The 22,094-nt window shown below is 45.0% G+C and carries 11 protein-coding genes; 7 read left to right on the top strand and 4 right to left on the bottom strand.

Going from position 1 to position 22,094, the window contains the following annotated elements:
- Nucleotides 1-182: 182 nt before the first annotated feature.
- From ABIE50_RS04670 to ABIE50_RS04695, 6 genes are all read left to right on the top strand, one after another.
- Nucleotides 183-2,471 (top strand): efflux RND transporter permease subunit, encoded by a 2,289-nt coding sequence (locus tag ABIE50_RS04670; RefSeq protein ID WP_354027874.1) that lies wholly within the window; start codon nt 183-185, stop codon nt 2,469-2,471.
- Nucleotides 2,472-2,725: 254 nt separating this feature from the next.
- Entirely contained in the window at nt 2,726-3,415 is a 690-nt protein-coding gene (locus ABIE50_RS04675) for a hypothetical protein (RefSeq protein ID WP_209855370.1), read from the top strand.
- A 481-nt stretch (nt 3,416-3,896) separates the two neighbouring features.
- Nucleotides 3,897-6,923: a SusC/RagA family TonB-linked outer membrane protein gene (locus ABIE50_RS04680; protein WP_209855368.1), complete on the top strand. Its 3,027-nt coding sequence runs from the start codon at nt 3,897-3,899 to the stop codon at nt 6,921-6,923.
- A 19-nt stretch (nt 6,924-6,942) separates the two neighbouring features.
- Complete coding sequence (locus ABIE50_RS04685) at nt 6,943-8,346, top strand: RagB/SusD family nutrient uptake outer membrane protein (protein WP_209855366.1); 1,404 nt, start codon at nt 6,943-6,945, stop codon at nt 8,344-8,346.
- A gap of 673 nt (nt 8,347-9,019) precedes the next feature.
- Nucleotides 9,020-12,100, top strand: coding sequence for a SusC/RagA family TonB-linked outer membrane protein (locus tag ABIE50_RS04690; RefSeq protein WP_209855364.1), 3,081 nt, complete (start codon nt 9,020-9,022; stop codon nt 12,098-12,100).
- Nucleotides 12,101-12,111: 11 nt separating this feature from the next.
- Nucleotides 12,112-13,533 (top strand): SusD/RagB family nutrient-binding outer membrane lipoprotein, encoded by a 1,422-nt coding sequence (locus ABIE50_RS04695; protein ID WP_209855362.1) that lies wholly within the window; start codon nt 12,112-12,114, stop codon nt 13,531-13,533.
- A gap of 252 nt (nt 13,534-13,785) precedes the next feature.
- Here ABIE50_RS04695 and ABIE50_RS04700 read toward each other — a convergent pair whose 3' ends face one another.
- Both ABIE50_RS04700 and gatB read right to left on the bottom strand, forming a co-directional pair.
- The gene (locus ABIE50_RS04700) at nt 13,786-14,934 is read right to left on the bottom strand and encodes a redoxin domain-containing protein (protein WP_209855354.1); all 1,149 of its coding nucleotides are present in this window, start codon (nt 14,932-14,934) and stop codon (nt 13,786-13,788) included.
- Nucleotides 14,935-15,002: 68 nt separating this feature from the next.
- Entirely contained in the window at nt 15,003-16,454 is a 1,452-nt protein-coding gene (gatB, locus tag ABIE50_RS04705; protein WP_209855352.1) for an Asp-tRNA(Asn)/Glu-tRNA(Gln) amidotransferase subunit GatB, read from the bottom strand.
- Between the two features lie 104 nt (nt 16,455-16,558).
- Between gatB and ABIE50_RS04710 the strand changes: the two genes are divergently transcribed.
- Nucleotides 16,559-17,941 carry an aldehyde dehydrogenase gene (locus tag ABIE50_RS04710; protein WP_209855350.1) on the top strand — a complete coding sequence of 461 codons (1,383 nt, stop codon included), beginning with the start codon at nt 16,559-16,561 and terminating at the stop codon, nt 17,939-17,941.
- Nucleotides 17,942-17,996: 55 nt separating this feature from the next.
- Here the strand turns inward: ABIE50_RS04710 and ABIE50_RS04715 are convergent, their stop codons facing one another.
- Both ABIE50_RS04715 and alaS read right to left on the bottom strand, forming a co-directional pair.
- Nucleotides 17,997-19,025, bottom strand: coding sequence for a PDZ domain-containing protein (locus ABIE50_RS04715; protein ID WP_209855341.1), 1,029 nt, complete (start codon nt 19,023-19,025; stop codon nt 17,997-17,999).
- Between the two features lie 355 nt (nt 19,026-19,380).
- Nucleotides 19,381-22,002 carry an alanine--tRNA ligase gene (gene alaS / locus ABIE50_RS04720; protein WP_209855339.1) on the bottom strand — a complete coding sequence of 874 codons (2,622 nt, stop codon included), beginning with the start codon at nt 22,000-22,002 and terminating at the stop codon, nt 19,381-19,383.
- Nucleotides 22,003-22,094: the final 92 nt, after the last annotated feature.

Consider the following 22,094-nt stretch of genomic DNA (forward strand, 5'->3'; position numbering starts at 1 on the left):
TTGGCTAACAGCTAATAGCTATTTTAATTACCTTTACGCCCATTACTAAAAAGGGAATCCTTATGTGGCAACGTTTAGCAGGCTTTGTGCTAAAATATCGATTATTGCTTCTTGTTCTACTGCTTGCCGGGACCGGCTTGATGGGTTATTTTGCCAGTAAGGTACAAATGTCATACGAGTATGTGTCCAGTATACCTCATGATAACCAGAAGTTTCTTGAATTCCAGGAGTTCAAGAATAAATTTGGCGGAGATGGAAATGTGCTTATGCTTGCTGTGCAAACGGATAAATTTTTCCAGGCAGATTTTTTCAAGGATTATGTTCAGCTGAACAAGGACATGAAGAATATTTTTGCAGTGGAGAATATCATGAGTGTGCCGATGGCAATCAACCTGGTGAAGAATGACAGCACGCAGAAGCTGGAAGCTAATTTACTTTTCCAGGGTGATCTTACCAACCAGGTGGAGATTGATAGTTTATCCCGTATTTTCAACACACTTCTTTTCTACAAGGGGCTGTTATATAATCCTGATACCCATGCTTACCTCATGGCCATTTACGTGAATAAGGATGTATTTAATTCCCCGAAACGTACAGGAGTAGTGAAGGAAATCACTAAGCTGGCCAATGCTTTCCAGGAAAAGCAGCACACTGAAGTGCGGCTGAGCGGGTTACCGCTTATTCGTACGGCCATGGCCGTTAAGGTGGCTGATGAGCTGAAGCTGTTCCTGAAAATATCTTTCCTGTTAACGGGACTGATCCTGTTCCTGTTCTTCCGTTCATTTGGCGCAGTATTGATGTCGATGATCGTGGTGGCTATCGGTGTGATCTGGTCGGTGGGTACCATAGTGCTGATGGGATATAAAATTACATTGCTTACAGGGCTAATACCCTCGCTTATAGTAGTGATAGGGATTCCGAACTGTGTATATTTCCTGAGTAAGTATCATACAGAATATGCCAAGGATGCCAATAAAACACGGGCGCTGGTGCATATGATACAGCGCATGGGGATAGTTACCCTGTTTACCAATCTTACGGCCGCCATTGGTTTTGGTGTGTTCTGTTTTACAAATAGCGCGCTCCTGAAGGAGTTTGGTGTAGTGGCAGGATTAAATATCATGTTTATCTTCCTGATCTCTTTTATTTTCCTGCCATCTGTTTTAAGTTATTTACCTGCACCTAAAAGTAAGCATACCACTTACCTGGACAACCGGTTTTTCGGAGCGATACTTGATTTCCTGAATACGCTGGTATTTAAGTACCGGCCATGGGTATACGGAGTGAGTGTAGCATTGGTATTGGTGTCTATTGTGGGAATGGGACGGTTACAGTCGGTGGGATATATGCTGGATGATATTCCGCATACCGATAAGCTGTACACGGATCTGAAGTTCCTGGAAACGAACTTCAAAGGTGTAATGCCATTGGAAATATCAGTAGATACAAAGAAAAAGAATGGTGTTATCAGTTTGCAAACGCTGAATAAGCTGGATGAACTGACGCAGCTGATTGCTTCCCAGCCGGATTTTGGCCGCCCGTTATCGGTGGTAGAGGGTATCAAGTTTGCCAAGCAGGCATATTATAATGGCGATAGCTCCAACTATGCAGTGCCTAACCAGTTTGATCTGAGTTTCCTGGCGCCTTACCTGCGTATGAAAGGTGGAAATACGGCCGGGCCAGCTTCTACTTTCTCGAAACTGGTTTCTTCCTTTATGGACAGTACCAGGCAGGTAGCGCGACTGAGCGTGAATATGAAGGATGTAGGATCACAGAAGCTGCCGGTATTATTGGATTCATTGCAGCCTAAAGTAACCGCCATTTTTGACACCGCGCATTATAAGGTCACCTTTACCGGTACCAGCGTTATTTTCCAGGAGGGTACCCGTTTTATTATCAATGGGCTGATGGAAAGTGTGATACTGGCTTTTGTATTGATACTGATTTGTATGCTTTACCTTTTCCGTTCCTGGAGGATGCTGATGATATCATTGATCCCGAACGTAATTCCGCTGGTGGTTACCGCCGGGGTGATGGGATGGGTAGGCGTTCCTTTAAAACCGTCTACCGTACTGGTTTTCAGCGTGGCGCTGGGTATAGCCATTGACGTTACTATCCGCTTTCTCGTTAACTTCAAGCAGGAATTGCCGCGTCATGATTTTGATATCAGTGCCACAGTAAAGCAAACGATCCATGAAACAGGGTTAAGTATAATTTATACGTCTGCCATCCTGTTTGCCGGGTTTATGATCTTCAGTTTTTCCGAGTTTGGTGGTACAAAGGCCCTGGGCTGGCTTACATCCCTGACCTTAGTAGTGGCTATGATCACCAATCTGACCATATTGCCGGCGCTGCTGTTGTGGATGGAAAAGGCGTTACTGAAGAAAGCAAAGAAGAAAGAGTTATGGAAAACGCTGGATGAGGAAGAGGATATCGACATCCGGGAGTTGGGGATCAGCGATGAGGAATAGTATTTAAACAGATAATTATACCGGGCCACCGCGATGAGCAGTTTACGTCTTTTGGACGTCCTGTTTGTCCCGGTGGCTTTTTAGTGTTATGATACCGCAGTAAATGCTAAATATTTAGCTAAAATGGACAAAAAATCGCACTGAAGTGATCTAGTGGGCAGCATTCACATACACTTATAGCCGCTTGTAAAAAAAGGGGGGATATTATAATGAAAAAGTATGAGGTTTAGTATGCCATTCTAACCACATAGTTCATGAAAAATAAGTACTTAAAGGGCGCTCACTTATCCGAGCGCAAATTTAAGGAGATCCTGCGGCTGTTTGCCGATGATCTCACTGCGACCCAGATAGCGAATATCAGCGGTGTAAGCAGGGTAACTATTAACAGCTACCTGAAGAAGCTACGACACCAGATTGCGCGATACTGTGAAACGCAGCACCCTGTGCCGGTTCCCGTGTTAACGTATGAACCGCGGCAGAGCGATCTTTCCTCCGACAACGACAGCGACACGCTGGTGGCGGTAAAACCGGAAGTAGACCGGATTGTAAAGCCGGTAATCTTCGGCATCTGCAGATCCTCAGACCGGTTACACACCGAAATTCTTCCAGACGTAAGCAGATCCATGATCCATGCCGCCACCCGCGGGCGTTCCGTATTGGAAACGCAGGCTGCAACAGAACGTTTGCGCCGGTTCAACGGGTTGGTAGATCTTGGTCAGTATCGTTTATACCGGTTGGGACAAACGTCAGACACCCATCAGATGGATGATGTAGATGCTTTCTGGGGCTTAACCAAGCATCGCCTGGCTAAGTTCAAAGGGCTTAACCGGAATACCGCGTATCTGCACCTGAAAGAGTGTGAATACAGGTTTAACCACAGGAATGATGACCTCTTCGCAGTGTTGCTGGAGTTGCTGAAAACATATCCGCTTACACTTTCCTGATAAAAATATTAGCCCTGCATTATGCGGGGCAACTTTAATCTCGATTTAGATTTTGGTTGATGAGCACAGGCGGTATTCTTGCCGCTTGTTTCATTTTTATGCCTATACACATAATCTTATATAATTATATGTTAATGAGATGTTAAAAAAATGTTATCCAAACGTTATCAGGAACTTTTCAAGCTTAATTTTTTGTTAAGAATTATTACATTTGATCCTGGTTGAAAATTTGCTTAAGGAAACTGCTTATGAGGAAGAAGTTAACTACTTCTATATGCGATTTATTGAATAAATCGCAATAGTTGTCGTTAGTTGTTTAGTAATGTCAAAGTGCAAAATGCACAGTTTGCCAACTTACCACCAATAAAGTATCCCGTCACGATTTTATCAACTGATTTTAACGGAACCATTTGAATCAGGGCTATCGGCCTTGAATGTATTATTATTTTTTAAAAGGTCAACGAACAACAAAATCATGCTTATGAGGAAAGTTTTATTTCTCCTCTTGTCCGTGCTATTCCTGGGCGGGCAGGTCTATGCGCAAAGTCGCACGGTAACAGGGAGAATCACCGATGGTAAAGACGGCTCGCCCATACCCGGTGTAACCATTCAGATCAAGGGAACCAACAAAGGCACTATGTCCGCATCGGACGGCTCTTACAAGATCACAGTAGACAACAGCAATGCGGTACTGACCTTCTCTTTTGTGGGATACCTGGTAAAGGATCTTCCTGCAAATAAAGAGGTGATGAACGTGAGCCTGGAAGCCGACAACAAGCAACTGAGCGAAGTGGTGGTAACAGGTTACACGCAGGTAGACCGTAAAAAAATGGTGAGTTCTATTGCTGAGGTAAGCTCCAAACAAATTGAGAATGTACCTATGCCGGATGTAAACCAGATTCTCCAGGGACGTGCGCCCGGTGTGGTAACTGCTTCTGCTTCCGGGCAGCCAGGTTCCGCACAGAAAGTGACAATCCGCGGTATCGGTTCACTGAGTGCAGGTGCTGGTCCACTCTATGTAATTGACGGTGTGATCGTAAACAGCGGTCAGTTCAACTACGATAACCAGACACAGAGCAGCGACATTATGGCCAATCTGAACCCCAATGACATTGAAAGCGTTAACGTGCTGAAAGATGCCTCTGCTACTGCGTTGTATGGTTCAAGAGGTAGTAACGGAGTAATCGTTATCTCTACTAAAAAAGGGAAAGCCGGTACTTCTAATGTAAATTTCAAAGCACAGTACGGGTTCACTTCACCAAGCTTTGGCAAGTGGAAACAGATGAGTGGTAAACAGGCATTTGATTATGAAAAAGCGGTGCTGCGTTTGAATGGTGCAACTGAAGCGGAGATCAGGGAACAACTTCCGGATTCATTACTGGATCATATGTTTGACTGGAGAGATGCTGCGTTCCAGAATGGACGCACCGAGAACTACCAGATTTCTTCCAGTGGAGGAAATGATAAGACCAAATATTACCTGTCTGGCGCTTACTTTAGCCAGGATGGTGCGCTCATTTATTCTGGTCTGAAACGCTACTCTGTAGTATCCAATATACAGCATAAAGTAAACGACCGCCTGGATATCGGTATGAACCTGAACCTGTCTTACAGTGATGCTAACAATGCTGGTGCAGGTAACCGTTACAGCAGTCCGCTGCTGGCAAGTTTTGCCAACTCTCCTATGCTGAACCCCTATAAACCTGATGGTACCCTGTATACCGGTCTGGAAACAGCCTGGGCTAACTCCCCTACCGGAGATAACTTCCTGTATTCAGTTCCGTTAAACACCAACAACAACTACAACTTCCGTGGTTTGGGCAAAATGTTCCTGAATTACCGCATATTTGACTGGTTGAAGTTTACGCAGACGCTTTCTGCCGATATGATCATGGCCCGTCAGAAGTCTTTCCAGGATCCAACTACAGCAGATGCTTTCAACCCTGCTGATAACTCCAAGAGCGGAAGCATCCTGGAAGCCAGCCAGAGTAACAGGACCATCACATCACAAACATCTTTCTCCGGTAATTTTAACATCGGTGAAAAAAGCCAGTTTGATTACCTGGCGATGATGGAATATGTACCTACTCACTTTGATGGCTTTAATGCGTCAGGTATTGGTTTGGCCAGCGGAAAACTGAAAGTGTTGGATGCTGCCTCTACGCCGCAGTCAGTAGCAGGTAATTCTTACGATTATCGTTTTGTTTCCTATCTGGGTCAGTTAAACTATACTTACAACAATAAATATTATCTGACAGGTTCCATCAGAAGAGATGGCAGCAGCCGTTTTGGACCTAATAACAGGTATGGTACTTTCTATGCATTGGGTGCTTCCTGGCGTGTAATTGATGAGAACTTTATGAAATCCCAGCATATCTTCTCCAACCTGAAGCTGAGAGCCAGCTATGGTACTTCAGGTAACGCCAATTTTGGTAACTATAACTGGATGGCATTGTACAAATATGATGTTGGTTATAATGGCGCGCCGGGTGGATACCTGGATGGTATTGGCAACCCTGATCTCACCTGGGAAAAGAGCACCAATACAAACGTTGGTTTAGATATGGGCTTCCTGAAAGACAGGCTGAGCGTTTCTGTGGATTTTTATAACAAGAAAAGCACCGACCTGTTAATGAATGTTCCTATTCCACCATCAATCGGACATGATACCAGGCCCGCTAACGTAGGTGCAATAAGGAACCGTGGTATTGAAGCAACTGTATCTTCTGTAAATATCCAGTCAAAGGAAGTAACCTGGACAACAGATGTAACTTTTGCGATGAACCGTAATAAGATATTAAAACTGAACGATCATCAGCCTATCAACAACTTCGTGGACTTTGAGGATAATGCGTATACCAATACCATCCTGAAAGAAGGTTTACCAGCTTATACCTGGTACCTGAAAGAGTGGGCCGGTGTGGATCCTGCAAACGGAGATCCGCTCTGGTATACTGCCGATGGTAAAACAACCAACAATATCAACCAGGCAGCTTTCAAAACTTTTGGAAACACGATGCCTAAATTCACTATGGGCTTCAATAACACTGTAAACTACAAAGGTTTCTCCCTGTCGGCGTTCTTCTATGTGTCTCAGGGTAATGAAATCTTCAATGCAACCAAAAGATATGGTGACGCTGATGCTGGGCGCTTTGGCTGGAATTATAATGTTGAAGCAGGAGAAAATTACTGGACTACTCCAGGTCAGAAGGCTGACCGTCCTAAACCTGTGATTGGTGGTAATAAGTCTTCCAATTCATCCTCTTCCCGTTACCTGGAAGATGGTTCCTACATCAGGCTGCGTAATGTTACACTGGGTTATAACCTGCCTTCCAATATGCTGAAAGCCGCGAAGATACAGGGTATTCGTGTATACGTGCAGGGAGCCAACCTGTGGACAATCACCAACTACTCCGGTGTAGACCCGGAAATCGGATATGATGGATATGAGTTCTTCAAATATCCGGTTAACAAGAGCGTGAGCTTTGGAGTAGATATCACATTGTAATTTTAAAAGGATAATCAGCATGAAAAAATATATCATAGGCATATTTGCCGCAGCTGTTTTGTTACAGGCATGTACAAGCAAGCTGGATGTACAGCCAAGTAACTCGCTGGAACAAGGCGAGGCATTGAGCGATTTACCCGGAATACAGTCTGCACTCGCCGGTACCTACGACGCATTGCAGAAAGCAGAATATTATGGCCGTAACTACTGGTTGATGACCGAAGTAAGTGGCGATAACGTATATATAGCGGCAAAAAACAGCAACCGTTTTATATCCAGTTTCAAGCGTGAATACAATGTACAGGACGCGGATGTAGAGGATCTGTGGAAGGCAGCCTACAAGACCATTCTTGGGGCGAATAACATTATTAACAGCGTGGATGCTGTTACCGGTGACCAGGAAGCCAAGAATATTGCGAAAGGAGAAGCATTGTTTATACGGGCGTTAGCGTATTCTGACCTGGTAAATATGTTTGCAAAACCTTATCGCAACACTAATGGCAGCCAACCTGGCGTGCCCATTAATTTAAAGTTTGAGGTAAAACAAACTCCACGCAGTTCTGTTGCAGATGTGTATGCTCAGATCATTACAGATTTGACTGCATCCAAAGGTTTACTGGCCAATGTGGGCGCTGAAACCAAGTTCCATGCAAGCCAGTATGCAGCATCTGCTTTGCTCGCCCGGGTTTATCTTGCTAAAGGAGATGACCAGGCGGCGATTACAGAGGCAACCAATGTTATAAACGCAGGATTTACCTTAACGGCTCCTGCAGGTATAGCAACGTTTTACAGCACTGCCGGAAACCCGGAAGAAATTTTCACACTGAGGTTTACCGGTAATGCAGAAGATCGTGGTTCTGATAACATCGGCCAGATGTATCTGAAGCCAGGTTATGGCGATATCCGCGTATCTCCGGATTTATCTGGCATACTTACCAGCTCAGACAAGAGGAATGCTTTAATTGGCGTATTTTCTGACGGCAGCACCGGTGAAAAAACAAACCTGAAATTTGCAAGTCAGGATGGAATTGCCGGTATGCATAGCCCAAAACTCCTGCGTTTGGCTGAAATGTACCTGATCCGTGCGGAAGCATATGCACACCTGAATCAGGGTGCCAAAGCGATCGCTGATCTGAATACATTAAGAGAGCAGAGGGGGCTGACCCAATTGTCTGGTATCCCTGATAAGGATGTATTGGATTATGTGCTCACTGAAAGCCGTAAGGAATTTATGTTTGAAGGACACCGTTATTTCGACCTGATGAGAAATGGTAAGGATGTTGTCCGCAATTTTTGTCACAACCTGCTGGAAATAACAGCGCCATGCACTATTAGTGCCGGTTCTCCTATCTCCATCTGTCCTATTCCACAGGCGGAATTAAATACCAACCCGATTGAGCAGAATGCCGGATATGGCAACTGATAACTCATTTATTCATAAGAAAAAGGCCGTCTCAAATAATAGAGACGGCCTTTTTTAGTACCTGGATAAGAAGAGGAGATCCTGGAAAGCTGTAGATCGATTTATTGCGGAACAGTGGCGGAATGAGGGGAACAATGGTGTTATTATAATATATATTATCAGTCAGATCATCGGCTTATTAAAGATAAAAGCAAAATAAGGATCGGGGCACAATAAGTGATTGAAAAATAACGTATTATCTATATGCTGGTTGATTTGCCGGCAAATCTTCGTAATCCCGGGAACAAACGGTTATCAGAAATATGCACCGGAGTATGGATTTAAAAAAAAGCGTGTTTTGCACTAGTATTTTTTAAATTTCCTATATTGCAGAAGAATTTAAACAATATTTAACAAATACGTACCACAATAGAAAACAAAATCTAAGAACAAAATCTGAATTAATTGGTGCTTGTGTGGATTTAACCGCCATTTCAAATCTATACCGGAAACAGTTTCTGATATAGTTTCGGAACGAACAGAGGAGAGAAACTGGAATTTGCTTTGAGAAATATCAATACCAAACGATGAGCTGGAGGAAAAAAGGATTTACGGAATTAACCTTGGGAAAAATAAGTACAGCACTCCCTTTTTTATTAGTTAACTGACAATATCTTTCAAATCTAAATTGCTTATGAAAAGAGGACTACTCTTATGGTTGCTAATGGCCATCAGTGTTGTGCAAGCCTATGCACAAACAAAATTAATCAGCGGCAAGGTTACGGATGCCAAAGACGGCTCCGGACTCCCTGGTGTATCAGTAGGAATTAAAGGTACTGGTAAAGGTTCCCTAACCACAAACGATGGTTCATTCAAACTCGAAGCTCCTGCGGGCTCCGTGCTTGTTTTTTCTTTTATTGGTTACGCTCCTAAAGAAGTTACTGTTGGAGCTGAGAACACTATTAATGTGGCGCTTGGCGCTGATAATAAAGACCTCAGCGAAGTGGTAGTTACCGCGCTGGGTATCAAACGTGAAAAACGTACATTGGGTTATACTACCCAGGAAGTGAAAGGCGACGACATTGTGCAATCCAAGGAAGTAAACTTCCTGAACGGTATGCAGGGTAAAATCGCCGGTGTACAAATCAATAATACTTCAGGTATTCCTGGTGGCGGTACCCGTATCGTTATCCGTGGTGCGGCCTCTTTAACCGGTAATAACCAACCGTTATATGTAATAGATGGTAACCCCATCAGCAATGATCAGATCGGAGCAGGTGATTCCGACGATGATCCGGTGCTGGCAGGTGGTACTACACCTAACAGGGGTATTGATATCGACCCGAACATTATTGAATCAGTAAACATTCTCCGTGGTGCTTCTGCCACGGCGCTGTATGGCTCCAGGGCCTCTGGTGGTGCTATCATCATCACCACTAAAACCGGCGCAGGTTTGAAAGGTAAATCTTTCAGCCTCACAGTTGGTTCCAGTGTAAACATCGACAAAGTGGTACTGCCTGAGTTCCAGACTGGCTGGTCACAGGGTGATCTTGGTGTTTTCTTTAACGGGATCGACCGCAAATCTTCCCGCTCCTGGGGCGCAAAAATGGATACATTAAAAGTTGACGGTAAACCTGCCGTTAAGTATGATCCACGTGATGCTTTCTTTAAAACAGGTACTACCTGGGATAATAATATCAGCCTGAACGGATCTACTGATAAATCTAACTACCTGATGTCTTACTCTTCCTTAAGACAGGAAGGTGTGGCTCCTGGTACAGATTTTTATCGTAATTCCTTTTACGCAAACTTCTCTACCCGTCTTACTGATAAATTAACTGCAACAACCGGTATCAACTACATTGATTCACGTAACGACCGTTTGCTGGAAGGTAACGGTAGTGGTGGTACTTCTTACCTGGCTAACCTTTACAATGCGCCGGTTAGTTATAACCTGCTGCCATACGAAAACCCGGTAGACAAGTCGCAGTATATGTATAAGGTGAATGCCAATAACCCGTTCTGGACTGCTGCCAATACAGGATTACAACTGAACGTATCCCGCTTCATTCCTAATTTCAGCCTGGTATACAATCCTTTGAACTGGCTGACCCTGACAGAAAGAATAGGTGCGGATCTTTATACAGACGAACGTATATTTCATGAAGCGATTGGCTCGTTCGGATCTTTCCCGAATGGTCGTATGTACAACGAAATTATTAATAACAAGCAGATCAACCACGACTTCTACGCAACAGCGAGAAAAGAATTTGATAAATTCGATCTGACTGTAATGGTTGGTAATAATATTATTTCTGAACATTATACCGATCAATTTTCAAAAGGCGTCGGCTTGTCTGTACCAGGTTTCTACGATATCACCAGTGCAGAGTCTGTAACATCTACCAAAGGTTTCTATGACAGAAGAAGGGTGAGTGTTTACGGCCAGGCAGTTTTGGAATATAACCGCATGTTGTCTTTGACTGTAACAGGCAGAAACGATTGGTCATCTTCTATGCCGGTCAAAAATAATTCCTACTTCTACCCTTCCGTTACAGGTGCATTTGTATTCTCTGAACTGGCAGGATTGAAAGACAGCAAAGCATTATCATTTGGTAAAGTAAGAGTGGCTTACACCGCCATTGGTAATGACGCACCTCCTTTCAAAGTAGCAACACCTTTCAATAAAACAATAGTTGGTGATGGTTTGCGTGGCTCACTGGATCTGCCTTTTAATGGTGTAAATGGTTTCTCCAAGAATAATGTGCTGGGTAACCCTGATCTGAGGCCGGAAAAAATTAAGGAATTTGAAGTTGGTCTGGAAACAAAATGGTTAAACAACCGTATTGGTCTGGAAGCAAGTTACTATAACAAGGTTAGTACCGACCTGATATTCCAGACAGCAGTATCTGCTGGTTCCGGTTATACCCAGGCGGTGATCAATGCCGGTAAAATCACCAATAAAGGTCTGGAAGTAACTTTAAATGCTAACCCGATCAAAGGAAAAGATTTCAACTGGAATATTTCTGCTAACTACTCCAGGAATAAAGCCATGATCAATGAGTTGACTCAGGGAGTAACCTCTATCCAGATAGGCGGGTTCACCACTCCGGGTATATACCTGGTAGCAGGTCAGCCTTATGGTACCATCAGGGGCTCCCGCTATGTGAGAAACGAACAGGGCAAATTGCTGATCGATGACGATGGTTACCCTATCCAGGATGATGGAACTTCTTTTGACATTGGTAATACCCAGCCAAGATGGATTGGTGGTGTAACCAACAGCGTATCCTATAAAGGTATTTACCTGTCGTTTACGTTTGACGGCCGCTTTGGTGGTCAGGTGATCAACTTTGATGAATACTATATGACTTTCTACGGTACCAGTGGTCTTACCAGCAGCCGCGACGGATCAATGGTATATGATGGTGTAACCGCCGATGGTAAACAGAATACCAAATCCATTAAAACAAACCAGGCTTACTGGCAGGCATGGGGCGACACCTATGAAAACCTGATCCAGGATGCTACGTTTGTAAAACTGAGAAATGTTACACTGGCCTATAATTTTAGTCCAAAGTTGTTAAAACGTACTCCATTTAAAGCAGCAATGCTTTCTGTTGCCGGCCGTAACCTGTGGATCTATACCCCGCACTTTACCGGCTCAGATCCTGAATTGAGCACTTATGGCGCAGGTAGTAACTCAGGTGGTTTCTATCACTATGTTTCACCAAGCACCAGATCTTACAACGCAACTTTGAAGTTAACTTTCTAAACTGAGTAATGATGAACAAGAAGATAATTATATCCATTATAGCGGGAAGTGTAATGTTAGGAGGTTCGGGATGTAAAAAATTCCTGGACGTAAACAACGACCCGGCTGCTGCTACGAATGTAACTGATGCCCTGTTAGTGGGAGGCGCTGAATTAACTACCGCGTTTAATATCGCAGGTGGTTATCCTGCCAGAACTGCCGCTTTCTGGACACAACAGTTAGCTTATGATCAACCAGCTCCGGAATGGGATACCTATAAAGTAACCGCTTCCGATGTAGACAATACCTGGGCTTTTGACCTGTATCCCCAGGTACTGAATAACCTGAATATCCTGCAGAATCAGGCTACAGCAACCAATCACCCACATGCTGCCGGTATCGGTAAGGTATTAATGGCCTATAACATCGCCGTTGCTACCGACCTGTGGAATGCGGTGCCTTATTCACAGGCATTCACTGGTTTTGGAAATTTGAAGCCTAAGTACGACACGCAGGAAAGTATCTATACCAGCATTAATACTTTACTGGATGATGCGATAAAACTGTTTGCACAGGAAGATGCTTCTGCATCAGTGGGCGATAAAGACCTGATATATGGATCAGATCCGGATAAATGGACAGCTTTTGCTTATCTGTTAAAAGCGCGTTTTGCTTTACGTTTAACATACGCACCTGGTAAAGTAGCTACTACTCAGGCACAGGCAGCATTAACTGCATTGACTAAAGCCTTTCCTGATGCCAGCTATAATGCAGGTGTTCAGTTTGGTACCAAATCAGGATCAGAAGCTCCCTGGAACCAGTTTACTGTGAAATGGGGTAGTGTAGCGGTGTCGTCTAACTTCCTCAAAATGCTCAAATCAACAAATGATCCAAGATTGTCTGTAATGGTAGCAAAACCTCTAAAAGGTGATACGCTCAGAGGTAGAACAATAGGTACTCCCCAGGAGAATATTGATTCACTTTCAGGTGTGGGTGATTTCTTTGCTGCCGCTGATCAGTCCGTATATTTAGCAACTTATGATGAGCAGCTGTTCATCAAAGCGGAAGCTACTTATCTGGCTTCCCCCTCTGATCTTAATGCTGCTGAGACGGTTCTGAAAAGCGCGGTAGAAGCTAATATGACAAGATGTGGCTTGAATGCTAGCAGCGCAGCAGTACAGGCTTATATTACAGCTCACTGTAAACTCACGGCTGCTAACGCATATGAAGTGATCATGACGCAGAAATATATTTCTAACTACCTGTCACTTGAAGTATACAACGACTGGCGCAGGACTAATTTCCCTAAGCTTACTGTTGTACAGAACGCCTATCAGGGTATCACTACCGTTCCACGCAGATGGGTATATCCGGCTTCTGAAAACGAAACAAATGCTCAGCCGGAACAACCAGGTAAACTTACCGATCGCGTTTGGTGGGATACCAAACAATAATCAGTATTTCATTTAACTATTAATACGAAGCGGGTGTCTCTTTAGAGATACCCGCTTTTTTTGTGTGGCTACGATGTATGTTGCTTTTAAAGGGGATGTTTAAAGTTTCAGACACAGAATTTTGTAGCTATAGAACCCAGCCGTTCCGATGTGATTATTTATCAGGAATGCTAACAATTGGAATCAGCTATAGGAGGAAAAAAAAGCTCACAGGCGTTTGCACCTGTGAGCTTTTTTATGAAGATAAATAACTTACTTCAGTACTTCCTGCAGCTTCGCTTCCAGCGCGGGTCCTCTCAGGTTGGAAGCAATCACTTTTCCCTGCGGATCTAACAGGAAATTAGTAGGAATGGCATTGAGGCCATATAAAGGCACTACTGCCGAATCCCAGAATTTGAGATCACTTACATGATTCCAGGCCAGGCCATCTGCTTTGATGGCTTCCTGCCATTTATCTTTTGTTTTATCCAGTGATACACCCAGGATTGTAAAGTTCTTTCCTTTGTATTGCTGGTATGCTTTCACCACGTTAGGATTTTCCTGGCGGCAGGGACCGCACCAGCTGGCCCAGAAATCCACCAGTACATATTTACCACGGAATGAGCTCAGGCTGATCATTTTGCCGGATGGATCCGGAAGTGTAAAATCGGGAGCTACCTGCCCTACTTTTACGGCAGACGGCTCTTCTCCACCTGCAGCATCACCGCCGGCCTGATTTTTCTCCAGTTCCAGGATCTTATCGGTCATGCTTTTTACCAGGGTGTTTTTAGGAAAACGGGTAGCAAGATTAGTGATCACCTGCTTGTGCGCCACAATTTCTTCCCCGCTTCTTACCTGGCTGATAGCAAATACTGCTGTCGCAGGATTTTTTGTTTTATCTGCCATCAGGAAAAAGCCGTTTTCAAACTCTTTTTCTTTTTTCTGGAAAGCAGCCACCTTAGGTTGGAATGCGCTATCAGGCAGTATAGCGTGAAGGCTATCCAGGCTACGCATTTCTTCTGTAAGGGCAATAGACTGTTTGCTGATGTCGCTCATAAACTGCTGCAGTTCGGCAGTTGGTTCAGAACCACTGATCTTCACATCTTCCAGTTTATCGGCATCTCCATCTATTTTCATATTACCGGCATCAAGTGCGAGCAATATAAATTTGCCATTTTCAAAGCGTATGCGGTACAGACCCTGTTCGGGTACCATACCTTTCAGTGTGAATTTCCCACTGGCGTCTTTTACATTGGTAGAATCAACTACTTTCACATTATCCAATGTCAGTTCTTCCAGTAATACAGCACCCAGTGGTAAATTATTCAGGTGCCCCTCTATTTTAAATTCACCTTTTTCCGTTTGTCCGGCACATCCTGCAAGGAGAGCAGCGGCGGAAACCCATAATAAGTATTTTTTCATGCTACTATTTTTTGAACATTCATCTGACGGATGCCACTCAAGATAGGCTAAATATTTTCAATGCACATTTAGCCCTTCAGTTTTTCAGCCAGCAATTCGTTGGTAAGCCGCGGATCTGCCTTGCCTTTAGACAGTTTCATTACCTCTCCCACAAACAGTGACATAAGCCCTTTCTTTCCACCTTTAAAAGCAGCCACTTTATCGGGATACTTAGCCAGCACTTCATCAATGATAGGAGAAATATTATCGGCATTGTTATCCTGTAATAAGTTCAGGCGGGTGGCAATATCCATCGGGTGATCCGCAGGCGCCTGGATCATTTCCGGCAAAATACGGGACGAGGCGATGGAGAAGCTCACCTTTCCGGCGTCTGTAAGCGTAATCAATGCAGCGAGTGCCTGTGGCGTTACCGGGAAATGGCTGATTTCCGCAGAATGCTCGTTCAGCCATGATTTAACCGGCCCTAACATCCAGTTGGCGGCCGCTTTATATTGCGAGGTAACAGCAATCAGACTTTCGTAATAATCTGCGGTAGATTTATCATCGCAAATTACACGGGCATCGTATTCCGGCAAACCGAAATCGGCCGTATACTTACGGATAAGCTCTTCCGGCAATGCAGGCAATGTGGCCCGTATACTATCGATAAATTCATCAGTTAGTTTGAATGGCGCCAGGTCCGGTTCCGGGAAATAGCGGTAATCGTTGGCCTCTTCTTTGGAACGAAGCGAAAAAGAGCTGCCATTGGAGGCGTCAAAGCTGCGCGTTTCCTGTACCAGCGTACCCCCGGCTTCTATCAGATCAATCTGTCTTTTTACCTCGTTATCAATAGCCCGCTTTACGTTGCGGATGGAGTTCATATTTTTTACTTCCACCTTTGTACCCAGGGTGGTACTGCCTTTCAGGCGAACTGAAATGTTGGCATCACAGCGCATGCTGCCTTCTTCCATATTACCATCACATACGCCAAGATAACGCACCAGTCGGCGCATTTCGGTGAGATAGGCGTATGCTTCCTCACTGCTGTGAATATCCGGTTCAGTTACAATTTCCACGAGGGGCACGCCGGCACGGTTCAGATCTACATAGCTGTCGTGGGGATCCTGGTCGTGAAGTAACTTGCCGGCATCCTCTTCGAGATGAATGCGGTTCAGCTGCACATTGCGGGAGCCGGCGTCTGTAATAATGCTGATATAGCCTCCTTTACAGATAGGCGCTGTATGTTGTGATACCTGGTATCCTTTGGGAAGATCCGGGTAAAAGTAATTTTTACGGGCAAAATAGTTGTCCTTTTCAATCTCACAATGACAGGCAAGCCCCAGTTTAATGGCATATTCAGCCGCTTTGCGGTTCATACGGGGCAGTGTACCAGGATGTCCCATTGTAATCGGGCTGATATGTGTATTGGGGGCGCCGCCAAAGGCTGCGCTGTCGCTGCAGAATAATTTACTTTCGGTAAGCAGCTGGGCATGTACTTCCAGCCCGATCACTGTTTCATATTTACTGTATATATCGCTCATTTTCCGTACTGATTCCCACAAATATATTCAAATAATACCGTGATTTCAGGCTATTTGGTGCCAATAAATACCTAAATTGAGATACACATCAAAATTTCTGCCCTATGATCAGCAAGGCCCAGGCAAGTCAGCTTTACCAGGCGCAACAGGTTTATTTCGACTCAGGCGCTACTCTTTCGTATTCCTTCCGGAAAACGCAGTTAAAGCGCCTGAAAAACGGGATCAAAAAGTATGAAGATAAAATTACTGCTGCCCTGCATGCTGATCTGCATAAGCATCCGCTGGAAGCTTATGGTAGCGAGATAGGATTTTTGTATGAAGAAATCAGCTATATCCTGGAAGGTTTGAAACATTGGATGGAGCCGGAGCTGGTGACCTCCCCCTTTGTGACCTATCCCAGCAGCAGCCGGGTGTATAAGCAGCCGCTGGGACTTACACTTATCATTGGCCCCTGGAACTACCCGTTTATGTTGCTGCTCAGTCCTTTACTGGGAGCCATTGCCGGTGGCAACTGTGCCATTATCAAACCCTCAGAGCTGGCACCGCACACCGCAGCAGTAACTGCCGAGCTGATAAAAGATACTTTTGATCCTGCCTATATTACAGTAGTGGAGGGCGATGGCTCGGAGGTGATCCCTGCCCTGATGAGCTTTCGTTTCGACCATATATTTTTTACCGGTAGCATCCCGGTAGGAAAAAAGATCCTTGAAATGGCTGCACCTCATCTAACTCCGGTTACATTGGAACTGGGCGGTAAATCGCCCTGCGTGGTAGATGAAAAGGTGAATGTAACGGTAGCGGCTAAACGAATAGTATGGGGTAAATTCTGGAATGCGGGGCAAACCTGCGTAGCGCCCGATTATTTGCTGGTGCACCAGAAAGTGAAAGCAGAACTGGTAACTGCGCTGAAAGCAGCCATCACGGAGTTTTTCGGGGAAGATCCTTCCCGTAGTGACGATTATGCCCGTATTATTAATGCCAGGCGTTTTGATACGGTAGCAGGCTACCTGGGGGAAGGGCATATATTACATGGAGGACAAACCAACCGGGAACAACTGTATATAGCTCCTACTCTGCTGGAGGATGTGGAATGGACGGACCCCGTAATGCAGGAAGAAATATTTGGCCCCGTGTTGCCCATCCTTACCTATACGGGCCTGCCACAGGCTATACAGGCTATTAAGCAACTTCCCTATCCGCTGGCGTTGTATGTATTTACAAAGAATAAGAAAACGGAAAAAGCCCTGATAGAACAGGTGCGTTTTGGCGGGGGCTGCGTAAACAATGCGCTGGTGCATCTTACCAATCCTGAACTGCCTTTTGGCGGCGCAGGCTATAGCGGGATGGGAAAATATCACGGCAAATACAGCTTTGATACTTTTACACATCAGAAAGGAATGCTGAAAACGGCCACCTGGCTGGATGTTCCAATGAAATACCCGCCGTTTAAGAATAAGCTGAAGATGATGAAAATGGTGATGAAATAGAAGATTGCAGATGTTGGTATTTTATGGGAGATGAATACCAACACCTGCATTGAAGCTATATATCTGCTTTATTTAATTTTACAGGCAGCTTTATGGTCAACGTTTTATCCGTTCCGTTCCGGCGGATTTTTGCGGGTGCATCGCCTTTAACTTTGGCTTGTGTTTCACGATAGGCGTTAGACAATTCTGCTGCATTTTTAACCGGTATTCCGGCAAGCTCCGTCACGATATCATCTTTCTGGAAGCCGGCAGCAGCAGCCGGGGAGGAAGGACTTACGTCAATAACCTGTGCGCCTTCGTTGTTTTCTGTATCCTGTACCCGGAGGCCCAGTTTTTCTTTGTTATCAAAGTTGTCGCCAAACCCCTGGAACCCACGCGGCATCGGGAAAGAAAAGGACCTGGGCCCATTCTTTGGAAATGCAGATAAAGGCGGATGCATGCTCCAGCTGTTATCCATTTCTTTTCTTTCATCGAGGGTAACGGATACCTTGTTTGTTTTGGTATTGCGTATATATGTTACCGTTATCTTATCTGCCGGTTTATGTTTGCCGATTTCTTCAAATAATTCTGCCGGCTCATTGATCTTTTTATCATCTACGGAAGTAATGATATCGCCGGTTCTTATTCCTGCTTTATCGGCGGGAGTGCCTTTGGCTACTGATTTTACGGTTACGCCGGTGGCAGCCGCTTTTTCTGTGATCACACCAAGGATGGCTTTATTCATCACCGGCATTTCTATATCGTCTCCTTCGTCATCGCCATTGCCATTGAAAAGATCAAAGCTACCGCCCTGTAAAGGATTGCTTTCGAAGCTGAAGGCGTTGCCATCGCGGGGCGTAATTTTCCGGCGGAAAACAGAGAGGTCGGAGTCTTTATACTGGTCCAGTTTCTGACCATTGATGAGTACGTCGCCGTTTTTGATTTCCACGGTCACCTTACCGTCCTTATTGCTTTTTTGCTTGATCACAATTTCATCGAACTCTCCCAGCTGGTTTTTGGAGCTGTCTTTTGTTTGCGCAGATACCGCGCTCATGGCGAAGCAGGAAAAACCTGCTATAGTGAGAATTTGCAGTAACCTGGTCATGGTGCTAAGGTATTTTGTTGATTAAATTTAACTAATGCGACAAAATTAAAGGGTGGGTCAGGAAAGAAAAAGTTAAAATGTACGGGAATAGGCAAAAAAAGAGGAATCAAAATAAATGAAAGTGCTGAGCCTGGCCCCTATCCGGATTCCCGAATTGAAAGAGGGTGTATCGAATGTTGAATTGATCCCCGGGAGTTAAACGCTTTTTGGGAGGCACTTCAACATTCGATACACCCTCTTTTTTTCTTCCGGCAAAGACCAACCTAAAAGTAATCCCTTCGCAGTAAGGGGTAAACAGGCTGCAAAACACGTTTTAGCATTGTCAACACCTGTTTACCTTTTAGTCAGACCCTGTTTATGCGTTGAGGAATTTTTTTACTGCAGCTATTACCTGATCAAGTTTGTCTGTTTCCTGTCCGCCTGCTGTGGCAAAGGTCTTCTGGCCACCGCCGCCACCTTTGATCAATGGGGCAATATGCTCTTTAATAATCTTTGGCGCTTCCCATCCTTTGGTGGCCACCAGTTTTTCATCTATGCTGAGCGCCACACTGGCTTTCCCGCCGATATTGGCCACAAACAGCAACACATGATCCGGGATCTCGTTTTTAAGCTGGAAAGAAAGTTGTTTCAAACCTTCAGCATTGCTCACATTTACTACCTGTCCAAGGAAGTTAACGCCATTAATACCTTCTGCCTGTTGGCGTATGGTAGCTGCCAGGGCCCGCACTTTTTCCTGTTCCAGTGCATCCAGTTGTTTTTCCAGGGAAGCCTTATCCAGGAGCAGTGTTTCTATGGTTTTCACCGGTTCTTTCGGATTTTTCAGGGCCGCCTTAATTTCTTTCAGTTGCTGCAGCTGTTCGTTCACAAATGCTTCCGCTTTGGCGCCTGTTACAGCTTCCACGCGGCGTACACCTGCGGCAACTGCCCCTTCGGAAACAAATTTGAACTGGCCTAATTCACCGGTAGAACTGATATGAGTGCCACCGCAAAGCTCCACGCTGTAAGCCGGATCTATGATCACTACCCTTACCGTATCGCCGTATTTTTCGCCAAACAATGCCATGGCGCCGAGCTTCAGGGCTTCTTCCTTTGGCAGCTCGCGGATTACCACGGGAATGTTTTCACGTATTTTTTCGTTTACAATAGCCTCTATCTGCGCCAGTTCCTCATCAGTTACTTTAGCAAAATGGGAAAAGTCGAAACGCAGGGCATCTGCATTTACCAGCGAGCCTTTTTGTGCTACGTGCGTACCCAATACCTGCCGGAGTGCGGCATGCAATAAGTGCGTGGCGGAGTGATGGCGCTCGGTATTATGGCGTTTTTCTTTGGCTACAGCGGCTTTTACAGGTGCGCCGGGTTGTGCGGGCAGTTTATCTGCAAAATGTATGGTGAGATTGTTTTCTTTTTTGGTATCGGTAATATGAATTACTTCATCGCCAAAGTGCAGGGTGCCGGTATCGCCTACCTGTCCGCCGCTTTCAGCATAGAAGGGTGTTTGTCCCAGCACCAGCTGGAACTGTTCTTTGCCTTTTGCTTTCACAGTGCGGTACTTCAGCAGTTTGGTGGTGCTTTCCAGTTGCTCGTAACCAACAAAAACAGAATTGGGCGTTTCATCCAGAATTACCCAATCGCCCATATCCAGTTCGGTAGCAGCGCGTGAGCGGTCTTTCTGTTGTTTCATAGCGGCTTCAAAGCCTTTTTCATCTACAGAAAAGCCATTTTCAGAGGCTATCAGGCTGGTGAGGTCGTAGGGGAAACCGTAGGTATCATATAACTCGAAGGCGGTTTTTCCATCTACCGCTTTAGCAGTGCTGTGCTGGATAAAATCCTCTATCCGGCGGATACCGCTTTCAAGAGTCCGCAGGAAATTATTTTCTTCTTCAAATACTACTTTCTTCACGAAATCTACTTGCTGCTGCAGTTCAGGGAATACGTGTGAAAACTGGGCGGCCAGTACAGGTACCAGGTCGTGCAGCAGGGGCTTTTTCACTTCCAGGAAGGAGAAATAATAGCGTACAGCCCTGCGGAGGATACGACGGATCACATAACCGGCGCCGGTGTTGGATGGCAACTGCCCATCGGCGATGGTAAAGGATATAGCCCTGATGTGATCGGCAATAACACGGAAGGCAACGTCTTTTTTATCATCGGTGCCGGTGTATTTTTTGCCGGTAAGCCCTTCCGTGGTGTGGATGGTGCCCATGAACAGATCCGTGTCGTAATTGGAGGTTTTATCCTGCAATACCCTTACAAGACGTTCCAGTCCCATACCTGTGTCAACGTGCTGGGCCGGTAATGGCTCGAGCGACTTATCTTTCAGGCGGTTGAACTGCATGAATACATTGTTCCATATTTCAATCACCTGGGGATGATCGGCATTTACCAGGGTTTTACCGTCAACCTGGCTTCTTTCAGCCGCCGGCCGGCAATCCACATGAATTTCGGAGCAGGGCCCGCAGGGACCCGTATCCCCCATCTCCCAGAAATTATCTTTTTTATTACCCAGCAGGATACGGTCTTCCGCAATATGTTCTTTCCAGAAGTCATATGCCTCCTGGTCTTTAGGCAAATTTTCATTTTCATCTCCCTGGAAAACAGTAACATACAGTTTGTCTTTAGGAATCTTATATACTTCGGTGAGCAGTTCCCAGCTCCAGGCAATGGCTTCTTTTTTAAAATAGTCGCCAAAGCTCCAGTTACCGAGCATTTCAAACATGGTATGGTGGTAAGTATCAATACCTACTTCTTCCAGGTCGTTGTGCTTGCCGCTTACCCGCAGGCACTTTTGCGTATCAACCACCCTTTTATTCGGGGGAACCCTGTTGCCCAGGAAGTAATCCTTGAACTGGTTCATACCCGCGTTAGTGAACATCAGGGTAGGATCGTTTTTAATAACGATAGGGGCAGATGGAACGATCTGGTGCCCTTTTGACGCAAAAAAGTCCAGGAATTGCTGTCTTATTTCAGATGCTGTCATAAATATTGATACGAATTAATATGTATTTTATATCTTATAAGCCGTAACCGGGTAGGGGCTTGTAGTTGTATTTCAAGCCCTTATGAAGTAGT

The organism is Chitinophaga sp. OAE865 (genome assembly GCF_040546735.1).
In the GTDB taxonomy this organism is placed as follows: domain Bacteria; phylum Bacteroidota; class Bacteroidia; order Chitinophagales; family Chitinophagaceae; genus Chitinophaga; species Chitinophaga polysaccharea_A.

Excerpts from the sequence above, each read along its gene's own strand:
- ABIE50_RS04675 (WP_209855370.1), top strand. The coding sequence starts at position 2,726 with ATGAAAAATAAGTACTTAAAGGGCGCTCACTTATCCGAGCGCAAATTT.
- ABIE50_RS04680 (WP_209855368.1), top strand. The coding sequence starts at position 3,897 with ATGAGGAAAGTTTTATTTCTCCTCTTGTCCGTGCTATTCCTGGGCGGG.
- ABIE50_RS04685 (WP_209855366.1), top strand. The coding sequence starts at position 6,943 with ATGAAAAAATATATCATAGGCATATTTGCCGCAGCTGTTTTGTTACAG.
- ABIE50_RS04690 (WP_209855364.1), top strand. The coding sequence starts at position 9,020 with ATGAAAAGAGGACTACTCTTATGGTTGCTAATGGCCATCAGTGTTGTG.
- ABIE50_RS04695 (WP_209855362.1), top strand. The coding sequence starts at position 12,112 with ATGAACAAGAAGATAATTATATCCATTATAGCGGGAAGTGTAATGTTA.
- ABIE50_RS04700 (WP_209855354.1), bottom strand. The coding sequence starts at position 14,934 with ATGAAAAAATACTTATTATGGGTTTCCGCCGCTGCTCTCCTTGCAGGA.
- gatB (WP_209855352.1), bottom strand. The coding sequence starts at position 16,454 with ATGAGCGATATATACAGTAAATATGAAACAGTGATCGGGCTGGAAGTA.
- ABIE50_RS04710 (WP_209855350.1), top strand. The coding sequence starts at position 16,559 with ATGATCAGCAAGGCCCAGGCAAGTCAGCTTTACCAGGCGCAACAGGTT.
- ABIE50_RS04715 (WP_209855341.1), bottom strand. The coding sequence starts at position 19,025 with ATGACCAGGTTACTGCAAATTCTCACTATAGCAGGTTTTTCCTGCTTC.
- alaS (WP_209855339.1), bottom strand. The coding sequence starts at position 22,002 with ATGACAGCATCTGAAATAAGACAGCAATTCCTGGACTTTTTTGCGTCA.